This window comes from Flavobacterium sp. C3NV, assembly GCF_046825355.2.
GTDB lineage: Bacteria > Bacteroidota > Bacteroidia > Flavobacteriales > Flavobacteriaceae > Flavobacterium.
The window spans coordinates 71,072-87,638 of sequence record NZ_JBKQBJ020000018.1 but is presented as its reverse complement, the minus strand read 5'-3'; the positions used below and the strand labels follow the sequence as shown (position 1 = coordinate 87,638).

General features: G+C 33.9%; 11 protein-coding genes and 2 tRNA genes. 8 read left to right on the top strand and 5 right to left on the bottom strand.

Annotated features, from left to right (window positions below; genetic code table 11):
* The first annotated feature begins 95 nt into the window (after positions 1-95).
* Both ACIDC4_RS21460 and ACIDC4_RS21455 read left to right on the top strand, forming a co-directional pair.
* A complete protein-coding gene (locus tag ACIDC4_RS21460; RefSeq protein ID WP_412044662.1) occupies positions 96-1,325 on the top strand; it encodes a 3-deoxy-D-manno-octulosonic acid transferase in 1,230 nt (409 codons plus the stop codon).
* 348 nt (positions 1,326-1,673) lie between these two features.
* The gene (locus ACIDC4_RS21455) at positions 1,674-1,886 is read left to right on the top strand and encodes a PG1828 family lipoprotein (RefSeq protein WP_055095081.1); all 213 of its coding nucleotides are present in this window, start codon (positions 1,674-1,676) and stop codon (positions 1,884-1,886) included.
* Positions 1,887-2,008: 122 nt separating this feature from the next.
* On the opposite strand, the gene ACIDC4_RS21450 is transcribed toward ACIDC4_RS21455, so the two are convergent.
* The 4 genes from ACIDC4_RS21450 to mutS form a co-directional block, all read right to left on the bottom strand.
* Positions 2,009-2,389: a DUF1508 domain-containing protein gene (locus ACIDC4_RS21450; RefSeq protein ID WP_230035312.1), complete on the bottom strand. Its 381-nt coding sequence runs from the start codon at positions 2,387-2,389 to the stop codon at positions 2,009-2,011.
* A 660-nt stretch (positions 2,390-3,049) separates the two neighbouring features.
* Positions 3,050-3,135, bottom strand: a tRNA-Leu gene (locus ACIDC4_RS21445).
* Between the two features lie 14 nt (positions 3,136-3,149).
* Positions 3,150-3,222, bottom strand: a tRNA-Gly gene (locus ACIDC4_RS21440).
* Between the two features lie 149 nt (positions 3,223-3,371).
* Positions 3,372-5,978 (bottom strand): DNA mismatch repair protein MutS, encoded by a 2,607-nt coding sequence (gene mutS / locus ACIDC4_RS21435; RefSeq protein ID WP_412044661.1) that lies wholly within the window; start codon positions 5,976-5,978, stop codon positions 3,372-3,374.
* Between the two features lie 157 nt (positions 5,979-6,135).
* Between mutS and ACIDC4_RS21430 the strand changes: the two genes are divergently transcribed.
* The 3 genes from ACIDC4_RS21430 to ACIDC4_RS21420 all read left to right on the top strand — a co-directional run bounded on the left by ACIDC4_RS21430 (position 6,136) and on the right by ACIDC4_RS21420 (position 9,489).
* Entirely contained in the window at positions 6,136-6,570 is a 435-nt protein-coding gene (locus tag ACIDC4_RS21430) for a DUF1573 domain-containing protein (RefSeq protein ID WP_065452097.1), read from the top strand.
* A 78-nt stretch (positions 6,571-6,648) separates the two neighbouring features.
* Positions 6,649-7,191, top strand: coding sequence for an RNA methyltransferase (locus ACIDC4_RS21425; RefSeq protein WP_412044660.1), 543 nt, complete (start codon positions 6,649-6,651; stop codon positions 7,189-7,191).
* Positions 7,192-7,299: 108 nt separating this feature from the next.
* Entirely contained in the window at positions 7,300-9,489 is a 2,190-nt protein-coding gene (locus ACIDC4_RS21420; RefSeq protein WP_412044659.1) for a T9SS type B sorting domain-containing protein, read from the top strand.
* A 91-nt stretch (positions 9,490-9,580) separates the two neighbouring features.
* On the opposite strand, the gene folK is transcribed toward ACIDC4_RS21420, so the two are convergent.
* Entirely contained in the window at positions 9,581-10,714 is a 1,134-nt protein-coding gene (gene folK / locus ACIDC4_RS21415) for a 2-amino-4-hydroxy-6-hydroxymethyldihydropteridine diphosphokinase (protein ID WP_412044658.1), read from the bottom strand.
* Between the two features lie 269 nt (positions 10,715-10,983).
* Here folK and sppA point away from each other — a divergent pair, with 269 nt between their 5' ends.
* The 3 genes from sppA to ACIDC4_RS21400 all read left to right on the top strand — a co-directional run bounded on the left by sppA (position 10,984) and on the right by ACIDC4_RS21400 (position 16,505).
* On the top strand, positions 10,984-12,741 hold the full coding sequence (gene sppA / locus ACIDC4_RS21410) for a signal peptide peptidase SppA (protein ID WP_412044657.1): 1,758 nt from the start codon (positions 10,984-10,986) through the stop codon (positions 12,739-12,741).
* A 14-nt stretch (positions 12,742-12,755) separates the two neighbouring features.
* A complete protein-coding gene (locus tag ACIDC4_RS21405; protein WP_412044656.1) occupies positions 12,756-13,703 on the top strand; it encodes an alpha/beta hydrolase in 948 nt (315 codons plus the stop codon).
* A 177-nt stretch (positions 13,704-13,880) separates the two neighbouring features.
* Positions 13,881-16,505, top strand: coding sequence for an AsmA-like C-terminal region-containing protein (locus tag ACIDC4_RS21400; RefSeq protein WP_412044655.1), 2,625 nt, complete (start codon positions 13,881-13,883; stop codon positions 16,503-16,505).
* The last annotated feature ends 62 nt before the right edge of the window (positions 16,506-16,567 follow it).

The window sequence follows — 16,567 nt, the reverse complement described above, 5'->3', positions numbered from 1 at the left end:
GAATCTCTAAAAGGAGGAACAAAAATAGTTATTTAATACCTTCAAACCAATGAAAATAATCGAAAGAAGCGTAATTTAGCCACAAAAATAAACAGATGCTTTTTCTATATAATTTAGTTATTTCTATTGCGGGGTTTTTTCTGAAAATTGTAGCGCTTTTTAGTCCGAAAATTAAACTTTTTGTGGAGGGTAGGAAAAATGTTTTTTCTATTTTACAGGAAAAAATAAAACCCTCAGATAAAACGATTTGGTTTCATTCGGCCTCACTTGGCGAATACGAGCAAGGTTTACCGGTAATCGAAAAAATCAAAGAAAAATATCCAAACCACAAAATCATTGTTACTTTTTTCTCCCCTTCAGGTTACGAAGTGCGTAAAAATAACACAGTTGCCGATGTAACTGTATACCTTCCGTTAGACACTAAAAGCAATGCGAAGAAATTTTTGAAATTAGTACACCCGGAATTAGCCTTTTTTATTAAATACGAATTTTGGCTCAACTATCTAAAAGAACTGGAAACAAGCAAAACACCTACATATTTAATTTCGGGAATTTTCAGAGACAATCAGATGTTCTTTAAATGGTATGGTGGCTTTTACAGAAAAGCATTAAAGGCATTTACCTATTTCTTTGTTCAGAATGAAAGTTCGAAACAAAAAATTGAAGCGATAGGATTTCAGAATGTTATTGTTTCCGGCGACACTCGTTTTGATCGCGTCAATGCTATTTTAAAAAGAGACAATACACTTGATTTCATCGAAAACTTCAAAAACAACTCGCCTACCATAGTGATAGGGAGCTCCTGGCCAAAAGACGAAGCTCTATTAGCGGAATATATTAATCAGGCGCCGGACCATGTAAAATTTATTATCGCTCCTCATAACATTAAAGCAGATCAAATAGCGAGTTTAAAAAGTCAAATCTCAAAATCGACTGTATTATTTTCCGAAAAAGAAAATCAAGACCTATTCACATACAACGTCTTTATTATAGATACAATCGGGTTATTGACTAAAATTTACAGCTACGGAACGATAGCTTATGTTGGCGGAGGTTTTGGAAATCCGGGAATTCATAATATTCTTGAACCTGCAACATTTGGAATCCCGATTGTAATTGGCCCAAATTACTCCAATTTTGCAGAAGCAGTTCAATTGGTTGCGCTTCAAGGATGTATTGTAATTTCTAACAGCAATGAGTTGAAAGAAAACCTGGATCGTTTGCTTAATGATAATAATTTCTTTGAAGAAAAAAGCAGCATTTGCAAATCTTATATTCAGGATAATACAGGAGCAACAAATACCATTATGAATATCGTTTCTTAAACGATTTATTCAAACAATATAGTATTTACTGTCGTTATTATTTATAAAAGAGCTTAAACAGGCTCTTTTTCGCTTTTTCAGCTTATCAAATAATGAATCAAAAACAAAATAAACTGCAAGGAAGAGAATAGAAACAGCCAATTCTCTTATTGAATATTCAACAAAAAATAATTTATTCGAAAAATACAACAATATAACATAATTTTGGCATTGTGGCATATTATTTGATAACTAAGATAATCGTGAGCAATGAAAATATTTTAAAAAAAAAATAAAAAAATATTTTACATATTAAAAAATTTATATCTTTGCCACGAATTAATAATTAACCTTTTATAATAAAGTAAGATGAAAAAAGTATTTTTAAGTTTAGCTGTTGTTGCTGTTTTAACTGTTGTTTCTTGTAAAAAAGCTGATGCTGCAGCTACTGAGTCTGTAGATTCTACTGCTGTTGCTGTTGATTCTGCTGCTGCTGTAGTTGATTCTGCTGCTGCAACTGTTGATTCTGCTGCTGCTAAAGTTGATTCTGCTGCTGCTAAAGTAGAAGAAGTAAAAAAATAATTAGAACCTAAGTTCTAAAAATTTTAAAACCATCCTTGAGATGGTTTTTTTTATGATTAATTTTCCAATTAATCATTCAACAATAAAAAAAGCGACCACTTAGTGATCGCTTTTTTTTATTTCTAAATTTCCTCTTCAACTTCTTCCTCGACAACCTCATCTTCAAAAATCGATTCGCTTGATGAGAAGTCCAAAATTTCAGATCTTGCACCGTACGTCACAATTTCTTTTATTCCCTTTTGCAAAAGCAGCTCAGTAGTATATTTACGACTTGTTGCAAAGTGAACCTCACCCAACATCAACTTAAAGAAATACTTTCCTCCAGAGCCTTTAAATTTCAAAAACCTGGCCTGATCTATATTCGCTTTAAACTTTTCAATATCCTCCTCACCCTCAAACTTCAATTCATAACTCAAACTCGTAAAGATCACTTTACCCTTCCTCGAAGTAAATACGAATTTATACTCGTCGTTGAACCTTTTACTAATTACGAAAGCACCCATTTATTCTTTTAGATTTTAGATTGTTGATTTTAGATTTATTAGAATTTTAGATTTTAGACCGCTTAGAATCTCAAAACCAACCACAAATATTAAGGAGAAATATTAAATTTTACGCTCCTTTTTTTTTACCACAGAGAACACAATCCCGATAGCTATCAGGATTCGCAGAGTTCATCAAGATTTAAGCTTTATTACACAATTGAAGACCGCAAAGCTTTACATACCGAAACTCAATATCAAGTTTTTTTTAAAAAAAAAAAATTTTTTTTCTCTCATTTCAAAAAAGAAATCTTCGAAACAAACAGCACTTTTAATCATTACGCAAAATTTCGCAAAAAAACTCAGAAACTCAAAAACTTAGAACGCATCAACACTGAATGTTATGAAAAAACATTAAAAATTTTATATTCCCTAATTATTTTTTAACGCAGAGAACACAAAGGTTTTTCACAAAGTTCACTAAGACTTAAGTAGTGTTTACACAATCAAAGTCCACAAAGCTTTGTGAACTTTGTGTTTTTTTTTTCTAAACTTAGTATATTTAAAAAACTTTGCGTTCTCCGTGGTAATTTTTTCTATATCCACAGGTTTTAGGATCAACCCCTTAAAACCTTTAAATTCCCACAATAAAAAAAGCCTCTTCAAAAGAAGAGGCTTTAGTACTCAGAGCGGGACTTGAACCCGCACGAACATTGCTGTTCACTGGATTTTAAGTCCAGCGTGTCTACCAATTTCACCATCCGAGCATTATATGATGTTGAGCGAAAAACGGGGCTCGAACCCGCGACCTCGACCTTGGCAAGGTCGCGCTCTACCAACTGAGCTATTTTCGCATTTCAAATTCTTGTAAGAACTACAATACTTGACTTGTTCTGTATTGCGAGTGCAAATTTAGGACATTTATTCAATTACACAAGCGTTTTTTGAAAAAAAATTATGCTTATTTTATAACTTTCTGATAACCTAAACTTTAAATCTGAAATTATTTTTTAACCAACATTCTTTTAATCTCGTTAAGCTTCATCAATGCTTCGACTGGTGTTATCGCATTTATATCAAGACTCATGATCTCTTCTTTTATTTCTTCCAGCAAAGGATCATCCAAATTAAAGAAACTCATTTGCATTTCGTCACTAGCTTCTTTTATTCCGTTTAGCGCATCGCTTGAATGATTCTTTTCTAATTTTTTCAACAGCTTTTGCGCTTTCAAAATTACAATTTGAGGCATTCCCGCCATTTTTGCAACGTGAATTCCAAAACTATGCGCACTTCCTCCTTTTACCAGCTTTCTGATAAAAAGAACAGTATCTTTTAATTCTTTTACCGCAACATTATAATTCTGAATTCTCGGTAATGATTCCGTCATTTCATTCAACTCATGATAATGCGTAGCAAACAAAGTTTTAGGTTTTCCCGGATGCTCGTGTAAAAACTCGGCAATCGCCCAGGCAATAGAGATTCCGTCATAAGTACTGGTTCCTCTACCAATTTCATCTAACAGCACCAAACTGCGGTCTGAAATATTATTCAAAATAGAAGCCGTTTCATTCATCTCAACCATAAAAGTAGATTCTCCCATCGAGATATTATCCGACGCTCCTACTCTGGTAAAGATTTTATCTACAATTCCCATTCTCACGCTATCAGCCGGAACAAAACTTCCCATTTGAGCCAATAACACAATTAAAGCGGTTTGTCTTAAAATAGCCGACTTACCCGACATGTTGGGACCGGTAATCATTATAATTTGCTGCGTTTCTCTGTCTAAATAAACATCGTTGGCAATATAAGGCGTTCCTACCGGCAATTGTTTTTCGATAACAGGATGCCTACCGTTTTTGATTTCGAGTTCGAATGTTTCATCAATTTCAGGACAAACGTATTTATTCTCAACAGCCAATTGCGTAAACGAACACAAACAATCTAATTGCGCTATCAAATTAGCATTCATTTGAACGGGCTTGATGTAAGTCGCAATCCAGGCTACTAATTGCTCAAAAAGCTCTGATTCGATTTTATGAATTTTCTCTTCGGCACCCAGAATTTTCGTTTCGTATTCTTTTAATTCCTCCGTAATATAACGTTCGGCATTTACAAGAGTTTGTTTACGAATCCATTCTGTAGGTACTTTATCTTTATGCGTATTTCTTACTTCAATATAATATCCAAAAACATTATTGAAGGATATTTTTAAAGAAGAAATTCCTGTTCTTTCTGATTCTCTTTTTTCGATTCCTTCCAGATATTCTTTCCCAGAAGTTGAAATATCACGTAAATCATCTAGTTCTTCACTAATACCTCTTGCAATTGCATTTCCTTTTGCAATAGCAACAGGCGCATCCTGATTTAATGTCGTCTTAATCTTCTCTCTCAATAAATCACAAGCATGCAAACTATCCCCAATAACTTTTACAGCTTCCTGCGGACTTGCCAATGCCAGAGTTTTAATTGGGATAATCGCATCCAGGGATTCTTTTAAATAAACAATTTCTCTCGGTGAAACTTTTCCTGCAGCGATTTTAGAAATCAAACGCTCTAAATCTGAAATTTGCTTAATTTGATACTGGATATTATATAAAACTTCAGAATTTGATTTCAGATAAGAAACCACATCGTGACGTCCTTTTATTTTATTACTATCTTTTAATGGTAAAGCCAGCCAACGTTTCAACAAACGACCTCCCATTGGCGAAAGCGTTCTGTCGATAACATCTAAAAGCGTTACTGCATTTGGATTATAACTATGATATAATTCTAAGTTTCTAATCGTGAAACGATCCATCCATACGTAAGCATCTTCGGCAATACGCTGAATCGCGGTAATATGCTGTACACGATTATGCTGTGTCTCGGACAAATAATACAAGATCGCTCCTGAAGCAATAATCCCTTCTTTTAATTCTTCTATTCCAAAACCTTTTAAAGAAACGGTCTGAAAATGTTTAGTCAGGGTTTCTAAAGCATAATCTTCTTTATAGATCCAGTCCTCCAGATAAAAAGTATGAAAATCTTCTCCAAAAGAAGCTTTAAAATCTCCCTTATTATTTTTAGGAACCAGAATTTCGCTTGGGTTAAAATTCTGCAATAATTTATCTATATATTCTGCATTTCCCTGAGCTGTTAAGAATTCTCCGGTTGAAACGTCCAGAAAAGAAACTCCAATATTTTTATTAGCAAAATAAACTGATGCTAAAAAGTTGTTTGTTTTTGATTGTAAAACCTCATCATTTAAAGAAACTCCCGGAGTTACCAGTTCAGTAACGCCACGTTTCACGATAGTTTTGGTCATTTTAGGATCTTCAAGCTGATCACAAATCGCTACACGAAGTCCCGCTTTAACCAATTTTGGCAAATAAGTATTAATAGAATGATGCGGAAAACCAGCCAAAGCTGTCTCGGTTTCAGATCCCGCACCTCTTTTGGTCAGGGTAATTCCAAGGATTTTTGATGCTCTAATAGCGTCTTCTCCAAAGGTTTCGTAAAAATCACCCACTCTAAAAAGCAGACATGCATCAGGATATTTTCTCTTGATTTCGTTGTACTGTTTCATTAAGGGCGTTTCTTTCACCACTTTCTCTTTAGCTGCCAAATTATTGTGTTTTAAATGAAAAATTAAGACAGCGAATTTATAATATTTTAAAGGAATATCGAAGTGGATCAAAAATTAAAATATTTTAAGATTTTTTTATATTAACATATTAGATTTTTCTATAGATTTGTTCATAATTAAAACAAAGATTCTAAAGATGAAAAAAATAATTTTATTCGCTATGTTAGCTGTGGTTGGAATTACTGCTTCTAACGCTCAAGCTAAGAAAACAACAGCTAAAGCTGCTAAGGTTGCTAAAGTTGAAGGAGCTGGAATGGCTTTCGAAACAGAAACTATCGATTACGGAACTATCGCTCACAATGCTGATGGAAAACGTGAATTCGTTTTTGTAAACAACGGAACAAAACCATTAATCATTACAAATACACAGGGATCTTGTGGTTGTACTGTACCAACAACTCCAAAAGAGCCAATCGCTCCGGGTGCTAAAGGTATTATTGGTGTAAAATATGCTACTGACAGAGTTGGTACTTTTACAAAAACGGTTACTGTAACTTCTAATGCTGAAGGACAACCAACAAAAGTACTTACTATTAAAGGTACAGTTTTACCAGATCCTGTTAAAAGCTAATCTGAGAAACAAAATAAAATAAATCGAAAAAGCTTCCTTATCTTTGGAAGCTTTTTTTATGACCCGAATACAACACCAATGAGAAAACTCGAAAATAGCGAACTGGACAGAAAATCAATTGAAGATTTTAAAAAATCAGACAAAACTCCTCTTATAATAGTGTTAGACGACATTCGCAGCCTACACAATATTGGATCTGTATTTAGAACTTCTGATGCTTTTTTGGTCGAAAAAATAATCTTGTGCGGTATTACAGCAACTCCTCCCAATAAAGAAATTCATAAAACCGCTCTTGGCGCTACTGAAACTGTAGCCTGGGAACATCATGAAAATGTATTGGAAGTTATTGAAAATCTTAAAAAGGAAAACGTAATAACCATGGCTATCGAACAGGTTGAAAGTTCTGTTTTTCTTCAGGATTTTAAAGTCGAGAAAAATCAAAAATATGCTCTTGTTTTTGGAAATGAAGTTTATGGCGTTGCTCAGGAAGCAGTTGCAATCTGCGACGGCTGTATCGAGATTCCTCAATTAGGAACAAAACACTCCTTAAACATTGCAGTAAGTGCAGGAATTGTAGTTTGGGATTTGTTTCAAAAATTAAACTGGCCAAATAGTATTTAAAAGCAGAATTTACTTTCATAAAATGTTATTTTTAGAGCAGATTTAAACTTTAAATGTTAGAAATTGAAATATATTTTTTTGTTATTATAAAATTGATACTTTTATAAAATGAAAAGTGTCAATTTCTTAAAAATAATCATAATATTTTTTGTTTTAATCTTTAATCAGACTTATTCATTTGAAAAAATTAGATCTTCAAACATAAATCTAATTACATTCTCAAATGATACTATTAAATCAAATACAAAAAAGAGCTCAAATTTAAGTCTTGCTATCATTCCTCCGGTAATCAAAGCTACCGGAGATCAATTGTACTGCCCACAAAGCACTAAAAATGTTGTTACCAGTATTTTAATTACCCATGATCCATTAGAAACAGGAACCGAAGCCGGTTATGTTCAAATCTCTTCGGGCTATTCCAGTGGTTTCGATCAATTAGCTCTTATAAACGTTGCAGCACATCCTTCAATCACGACGAGTTGGGATGCTACTGCCGGAAAATTAAAAATATCAAGCGCAACAGGCGGCAATGTTTTATATAGTGATTTAGAATCTGCAATAAAAGATGTAGTATTCTCTAATTCTTCGGCTGCCGCTTCCGGAACCAAAACTTTTTCTATCACGATTGGTAACGCCAATTATCTTCCATCGACTCAACATTATTATTTATTTATTCCCAGCATTGGCATTTCCTGGACCGCGGCAAAAGCGGCTGCCGAAACCAGTGATTATTACGGATTACAAGGTTATCTCGCCACTATTTTATCTGCTGATGAAGCTAAACTGATTGGCGAACAAGCTTCAGGAACGGGCTGGATTGGCGGAAGCGATGCCGAGACTGAAGGTGTATGGAAATGGGTTACAGGACCTGAAACCGGAACAATTTTCTGGAATGGAACTGCGAACGGATCTACACCAAATTTTGCTTTCTGGAACAACGGAGAACCAAATAATCAAGGTGGAAACGAAAAATATGCACATATTACCCAACCGGGAATTGGAATAAAAGGATCATGGAATGACTTATCAAATAACGGAGATCCAAACGGCAATTATCAGCCCAAAGGATATGTTGTAGAATATGGCGGAATGCCTGGCGAATTGACTTTAGAAATCGCTGCGAGTACCAAAATTACAATTCCCGTTGCAACACCTGCCGCAAATCCGAGTCCTGTGTGTGATTCCGGAAGTTTTACATTTAGCGCTACAGCGACAACTGGCTCAACAATTAGTTGGTACGATGCTGCTGTTGGAGGAAATTTATTAGGGACAGGAAACACTTATACAACTCCTACTCTAACTACCACAACAACTTATTATGTTGATGCCGGTTGCGAATCGAACAGAAAATCGGTTGTGGCAACTGTAAACATCACGCCTTCAACACCGGTTGCAACATCTTCAACAGTTTATAATTGCGGACCTGGAAGCGTAACTCTCGAAGCTAATTCAAATATGGGCACAATCAGTTGGTTTACATCTTCTATAGGCGGAAATAGTATTCATACCGGAAATAATTTTACAACACCAACCGTTTCATCTAATACTACTTATTATGCAGAAGCCTCAAATGGCACTTGTATCAATACCACCCGAACACCAATTAACATTGTAATCTATACACCTCCTGCCGTTACTGATGAAACTGCAATCTTATGTCAGTATCAAAAAGTTAATCTTGATGCAGGAATTGCCGGAATGACGTATAAATGGAGCACTGGTGAAACCGCACAAATAATCACCGTTACAGCCAGCGGAACGTACACCGTTGACGTTACAAGTCCTGCTCCCGAAAATTGTACCAGTAGAAAAACGATTATTGTTGACGAACATTTAATTCCAGTAATTAAACGAGTTACAGTAAACGGTACAACAGCTACTATTTATCTTGCCAACGATGCTGATTATTATGAATATTCAGTTGATGGGTTAAATTTTCAGGATTCTAATGTATTCTATGATATTCCTGCAGGTTTAAGAACTGCTTTTGCTCAAGGCAAAAATGGCTGTGGAGGCGATACCTTAAATTTTGTTGTTCTGGTTTTTCCTGAATTTTTTACTCCAAATAATGACTCTTTTAATGATGTCTGGGAAGTTGCCGGAATGGAAAATTATCCTCAGGCAGAAATAACTATTTTTGATCGGTATGGAAAACTTATAGCACAATTAAAAGGCTCTCAAATGAGTTGGGACGGCACTTTCAACAAAACACCTCTACCCGCTTCTGATTATTGGTATGCGTTAAAAATTGACAGTACTCATCCTGTTTTTAAAGGGCATTTTTCTTTGAAGAGATAACTTTCTAATTAGGAAATGTGTCAATTAGATAATGAGATAATTGAAATACATTGCGACAATTATCCAATAGGTACACTCTATAATTATCCAATTAATTTATTTTTTTCTGAATTTCATCTAATATAAAAAGATAGTCCTCATGCTTTTTTACAAAATCACGTTCTGAAACATCTATAATAAGGACATTGAGGTCTTTTTGGGATTTTATATAATCCAGATATCCATTATTGATTTTATCCAAATATTCTGCCTCAATATTTTGTTCGTATGTTCTACCGCGTTTTTTGATATTCTGAAGCAAACGCTCAGAATTCTGATACAGATAAACGTACAAATCAGGTTTAGGCATTTCTTTATAAATAATATCGAATAAGTTTCTATACAAACGATATTCGTCTTCTGCCAAAGTAATTTTAGCAAAAATCAACGATTTAAAAATATGATAATCGGCTACAATGAAATCTTTAAACAAATCAAACTGTGCCAAATCATCTGATAATTGCTGATAACGGTCTGCCAGAAAAGACATTTCCAATGGAAAAGCATATCTGTTCTGATCTTTATAAAATTTAGGTAAAAAAGGATTATCCGCAAAACGCTCTAAGACTGTTTTGGCATTAAAATCTTCGGCAATTTTTTGAACCAAAGTCGTTTTTCCTGCTCCAATATTTCCTTCAAAAGCAATATAATTAAAGGTTTCTAAGGCAATTTCGCGTAAAGGATTTTTCAAATCCTGAACTACTGTACAAACGCTTTCATCTGGTGAAATGGCAATTAATTCTGAAACCGATTTTTGAAAAACAGGATGTTTCCAATCCAGTTTTAAATCCTGAACCGGCAACAAAACAAAATTCCTGTTCTGCATTAAAGGATGCGGAATCTTCAGTTTTTCAGAATCAATAATTTCATCATCAAAAGCAATTAGATCAATATCGATAATTCGGGATTGATAGCCTTCCTGATTCGAACGGATTCGTCCTAAATGTTTTTCGACTTTTAAAACCTGATTTAGTATTTTTTGTGCTGATGAAGTAGTATGTAAAACCAAAGCACAGTTATAAAAAGCATCGCTTTCAAAACCCCAGGCGGGAGTTTCGTATAGTTTTGAAACCCTGATTACAGTTCCTACTTCCTGATGTATCAAATCGATACAACTTTCGATGTTTGCTAACCTGTTTCCCTGATTACTCCCTATAGATAAAACGACTTGATGCTGTGACTTCATAATAAATGCAAATTAACTAAAACTATTTTAGAATTACCCATATTATTTAATTCCAGAATCAGAAGTTACCAACTGTTTCTGATTTTTTATTTCTTATAACTTGCTAAAAAATTGCTGTTATCCTACAAAATATCTTATCTTTAATTTAGATATTTAAAAATGTAAAAAGTACAACTATTTGATCTAATTGTATATCCTAAATAATTTGTTTTTAGAGTACATTTGTAACAAACCAGCCTTTTTCGCTACTTATTAAAAAAAATATACTTATGAAGTTTTTAGGAAATGTAATTGCCACAGTTGTCGGTATTTTTGTATTTATTATGTTCTTCTTTTTTGGAATAATTCTTATTGGAGCTATTTTTGGAGGAGACGACACTGTTTCTGTCAAAAGTGATTCTGTTATAGAATTAAATTTAAAACAAATTCAAAACGATTATGCCGGAAAATACAAAGATCCGTGGGTAACTGTTTTCTCTGATAAAAAAGGAGTTGGTTTAACCGATGTTATCAATGCTATCGAAGCAGCAAAAACAGATGACAACATCAAAGGAATTTCAATACTTAATGATGAATCATCTTTAGGATTAGCTCAATATAAAGATTTGAGAAATGCACTTGAAAGTTTCAAAAAATCAGGAAAATTTGTGTGGGCTTACGCCAATACCTATTCTCAAAAAGAATATTATCTAAACTCTGTTGCCAATACGGTTTACATTAATCCTGCAGGTGATTTAGATTTTAAAGGACTTTCGTCTGAAGTAATGTTCTTCAAAGATTTTCAGGATAAATCAGGCATTCATATGGAAGTGATTCGTCACGGAAAATACAAAAGTGCTGTTGAGCCCTTTTTAGAAAATAAAATGAGCGATGCTAACAGAGAACAAGTTACCGCACTTTTAAATTCGATCTGGACAACGGTTTCTACTGATATTTCAAAAAGCAGAAACATTCCGCTTGATAAATTGAATGAAATTGCAAACGGTTTATTGGCCAGAACTCCCGAAATGGCAAAAGCACAACATTTGGTAGACATTGTCGCTTACGAAGATGTGTACCATAATGCCATTAAAAAAGCCCTGAAAGTAACCGGCGATGACGATTATAATAAGATTTCGATTTTAGATTATACTCAAAATAACGTTACAACTGCTTTAACAAATACAGCAACTGATCAAATTGCGATTATTTACGCTCAAGGCGAAATACAAAGCGGCGAAGGAGATGTTACTGTGATTGGTGAAGGTTCTATGCGTCGTTCGCTACAAGAAGCACGTAAAAATGAAGATGTAAAAGCAATCGTGCTTAGAATTGACAGTCCCGGAGGAAGTGCTTTAACTTCTGACCTGATCTGGAGAGAAATTGAAATTACCAAAAAAGTAAAACCTGTCGTAGTTTCTATGGGTAATTATGCGGCTTCAGGAGGATATTATATCGCTTGTAATGCCAATACCATTTTTGCAGAAAGCAATACTATTACCGGTTCTATTGGTGTTTTTGGAATTTTACCAAACTTTAGCCCTTTAGCCAATAAATTAGGAATTAATACTGAGCAGGTAAAAACACACGAAAACTCGGCTAATTATAGTCCGTTTGTGCCTGTTGACGAAAAATTCAAAGCTTTTACTTTAGAAGGTGTTGAGCACATTTATAACACTTTTGTAACGCATGTTGCCGAAGGTCGAAAAATGACTTTTGCTCAGGTTGATGCTATTGCACAAGGAAGAGTATGGTCAGGATCTGAGGCTTTGAAAATTGGCTTGGTGGATAAAATTGGAGGATTAAATGATGCTATTGCCGAAGCTGCAAGAATTGCCAAAGTAAAATCATACAGCACACAAAACTATCCTGAATACGAAAAAACATTCAATGATATCCTTTCAGGTTTGCCTTTTGCACAATCGAAAGAAGCTTTTATAAAAGAAGAAATTGGTGAAGAAAATTATATGCTTATCGAGCAGGTAAAAAGACTTCAGAAACAAAAAGGAGTTCAGGCAATGCTTCCTTTTGGATTAAATATTAAATAATTACATTTTATAAAATGAACAAATTATTTGCTCTTGCTGCTCTTTTATTTCTGGGTTTTGTAAATGCTCAGGATAAAAAAGAACTTACGTTTAAAGAATCTCCTTTAATATTAAAAATTAATATCGATCAGATTTTTGGTACGCTGACCACTCCGGATCTCACAACGAAATATCCGGTGGCATTAATCATTTCTGGTTCAGGACCAACAGATCGAAACGGAAATAATCCGATGATGAAAAACAATTCGCTAAAAATGCTGGCAGAAGCTTTGGCAAAAAAAGGGATTGCATCAGTACGATACGACAAAAGGGGAATTGGCGAAAGCAAAGCTTCAGCAGTTACAGAACAAACTTTGGTATTCGAAAATTATACTGAGGATGCCAAAAGCTGGATAAATCTATTAAAACAAGACAGACGTTTTTCTGAAGTAATTGTTATCGGGCACAGCGAAGGTTCTTTAATAGGAATGATTGCCGGAGCCAAAGCCAATAAATTTATTTCTATTGCCGGCCCCGGAGAATCTGCTGATAAATTGATTAAAGCGCAAATCGCATCAAAATCAAACAAACAATTAGAGGAAATGACTTTTCCTATTATTGATAGTCTGAAAAGCGGACACTATGCACAAAAAATTGATCCAATGCTCAATTCTCTTTTTAGACCAAGTATTCAGCCTTATTTAATTTCCTGGTTTAAATATAATCCACAAGCAGAGATTAAAGCTTTAAAAATTCCTGTTTTAATTTTGCAAGGAAATAAGGATTTACAAGTTACAGTAAAAGACGCTGAACTTTTATCGCAAGCCAATACAAATGCCGAACTTTTGATTGTAGACAAAATGAATCACATCATGAAAACTATCGAAGGTGACACTCAGGCGAATATGGAAAGTTATAATAATGAAAGTTTACCAATCTCAGAAATCATGACCAACAAGATTATTTCTTTCATTAAAAAATAATCGAAATCATAAAATCATTAAAAATCCGTTTGAACTTATATTCAAACGGATTTTTTATTTTTTAATAAAATAAATATATTCCTACTTTTTTATAAAAACTTTAGCTTTGATCTCAATCAAAAAAAACTATTTTTGTGTAAGCTCATTTAAAAAATTAAAACTCTCAAATCTATTAATATGTTAAAGAAAATTTTAAAAATTACAGCCATCGTTCTCGTGGTGATTGTAGCCGCATTATTTGCCATTCCGTATTTCTTTAAAGATCAGATAAAAGCTAAAATTGCTGATGCTATCAACGAAAGTGTTGATGCAAAAGTAAGTTTTGCTGATGCTGATTTAAGTTTATTCAGGAATTTCCCGAATGCAACTGTAGGGATCGAAAAACTGGTTATCATCAACAAAGCTCCTTTTGAAGGTGATACATTGGTTTCGTTAGGCGAACTGAACTTAAAAATGAGCATCAAAGAACTTTTTAAAGGAAAAGATGAACCTTTGAGCATTCAGGGAATAAGCTCTACAAATGGTTTAATCAATATTATTTTTAATAAAGATGGTCTTGGTAACTTTGATATTGCCTTAAAAGATAAAAAGGAAACAAAAACGGATGAAGCAAGCAAACCACTTTCTTTAAAAATCCAGAATTATAAAATCGAGAATTTCACTTTTAGATATATCGACCAGGGTTCTAAAATAAAAATGGTCATTGATAGTCTGAACCACGAAGGAACAGGAGATTTTACCAATTCTAAATTAGATTTGACAACAAAATCTACCGCCAAAGTTTCTTTGGATATGGATAAAATGAATTACATGAAAAATGTAAAACTGACTCTGGATGCTGTTCTTGGAATTGATTTAGAACAAAGTAAATATACTTTTAAAGAAAATAAAGCTTTAATCAACCAATTGCCATTAGAATTTGACGGATTTATCCAGATGGTAGAGAAAGGTCAGGTTTATGATTTAAAGTTTAAAACGCCAACCTCATCGTTTACCAACTTCTTAAGATTAATTCCTTCTGCATATGCTTCAAGCCTTGATGGCGTAAAAACTACCGGAGATTTTACCGTTGTTGGTTTTGCAAAAGGAGAACTTACGGATACGACTGTTCCTAAATTCAACATTGCAATTGCTTCTAATAATGCTTCTTTTCAATATCCTAATTTGCCAAAATCGGTTCAGAATATTGTAATCGATACGAAAATCATCAATGAAACGGGGATTCTAAATGACACTTACGTGAATTTAGATAAACTATCTTTTAGAATCGATCAGGATGTTTTTAATGCTAAAGCAAATATTAAAAACATAACAGTAAATCCGTTTTTAGATGCGGCATTAAAAGGAACTATCAATTTAGCCAATCTTTCGAAAGCGTATCCTATTAAGATGGATAAACCTCTTGCGGGTATTTTAAAAGCCGATGTAACGACACAATTTGATATGGCATCTGTAGAAAAAAGCCAATATCAAAACATAAAAAACGCAGGAACGATGAGTTTGTCAGGATTTAAATATACTGACGAAAACAACAAATCGATGAACATTAGTACAGCTTTGGTTGAGTTTAACCCAAGTACAATTAACCTGAAAAAATTTGATGCTACAACCGGAAAAAGTGATTTGAGCATTAATGGAGTTTTAGAAAATTTCTATGGTTTTATGTTTAAGAAACAAGAACTTAGAGGAAACTTCAATATGAGTTCGAACCAGTTAGCTGTTGACGATTTTATGACTGCCGGTGAACCTGCTAAAACGGGAACTGCAACTGGAAAAGAAGGAGAAACAAAAGCAACACCGGCAAAACCTGCGGATGCAATGAAGATTCCTGCTTTTTTAAATTGTACCATAAATGCAAAAGCAAACACGGTTTTGTATGACAATTTAAAACTAACTGCTGTTTCAGGAAAATTGATTGTTAAGGATGAAAAAGCAACTTTAGAAAACTTTAAAACATCTATTTTTGGAGGAACAATTGGTCTTACAGGAACGGTTTCTACAAAAGCGAAAGTACCTACTTTTGATATGAATTTAGGTTTTAATCAGGTTGATATTGCTCAGACTTTTACACAACTGGACATGATGAAAAAGATTGCTCCAATTGCAGGAATCATTAACGGAAAACTGAATTCGACTATTAAACTGAACGGAAATCTTGATGCTAATGAACTTACTCCGGATTTAAAATCGATTTCAGGAGATTTAATCGGACAATTGCTTTCGACAACTGTAAATGCTAAAAATTCAACGGTATTAAATGCCTTAACTTCAAATATCAAATTTCTTGATATGAGCAAGGTGAATTTAAATGATATTAAAGCGGCGCTAACTTTCGATAACGGAAAAGTAAACGTAAAACCATTTGATATTAAATATCAGGATATTAAAGTAACTGTTGGCGGAACTCATGGTTTCGATCAAACCATGAATTACAATTTGAAGTTAGATGTACCGGCAAAATATTTAGGAACCGAGGCCAACGCCTTTATTGCTAAAATGTCTCCGGCGGATGCTGCAAAACTGCAAAACATTCCGATAAATGCCTTGATTACAGGTAATTTTTCTAACCCGAAGATTTCTACAGATATGAAAACGGCTGTTACAAGTTTAACCACTCAATTGGTAAATCAGCAAAAAGAAAAGCTGACTCAAAAAGGTACTTCGGCTCTTACTGACCTGATCAATAAGAATACAAAAGCAAAAGACACTACACAGGCTGCAAAAACAGAAAAAGAGCAGAAAACGCAAGAAGCTACGAAAAAAGCGAGCGACTTAATAAATGGTTTATTCAAGAAAAAATAAAACAAAAATTTAAACAAAAAAAAGAGGCATCTGTTGTAATAGATGCCTCTTTTTGTTATGTA

Bases quoted from the DNA above. Each gene is read 5' to 3' on its own strand.
- ACIDC4_RS21450 (WP_230035312.1), bottom strand. From the start codon at position 2,389: ATGGGTGCTTTCGTAATTAGTAAAAGGTTCAACGACGAGTATAAATTC.
- ACIDC4_RS21420 (WP_412044659.1), top strand. From the start codon at position 7,300: ATGAAAAGTGTCAATTTCTTAAAAATAATCATAATATTTTTTGTTTTA.
- ACIDC4_RS21425 (WP_412044660.1), top strand. From the start codon at position 6,649: ATGAGAAAACTCGAAAATAGCGAACTGGACAGAAAATCAATTGAAGAT.
- ACIDC4_RS21460 (WP_412044662.1), top strand. From the start codon at position 96: ATGCTTTTTCTATATAATTTAGTTATTTCTATTGCGGGGTTTTTTCTG.
- ACIDC4_RS21400 (WP_412044655.1), top strand. From the start codon at position 13,881: ATGTTAAAGAAAATTTTAAAAATTACAGCCATCGTTCTCGTGGTGATT.
- sppA (WP_412044657.1), top strand. From the start codon at position 10,984: ATGAAGTTTTTAGGAAATGTAATTGCCACAGTTGTCGGTATTTTTGTA.
- ACIDC4_RS21430 (WP_065452097.1), top strand. From the start codon at position 6,136: ATGAAAAAAATAATTTTATTCGCTATGTTAGCTGTGGTTGGAATTACT.
- ACIDC4_RS21405 (WP_412044656.1), top strand. From the start codon at position 12,756: ATGAACAAATTATTTGCTCTTGCTGCTCTTTTATTTCTGGGTTTTGTA.
- ACIDC4_RS21455 (WP_055095081.1), top strand. From the start codon at position 1,674: ATGAAAAAAGTATTTTTAAGTTTAGCTGTTGTTGCTGTTTTAACTGTT.
- folK (WP_412044658.1), bottom strand. From the start codon at position 10,714: ATGAAGTCACAGCATCAAGTCGTTTTATCTATAGGGAGTAATCAGGGA.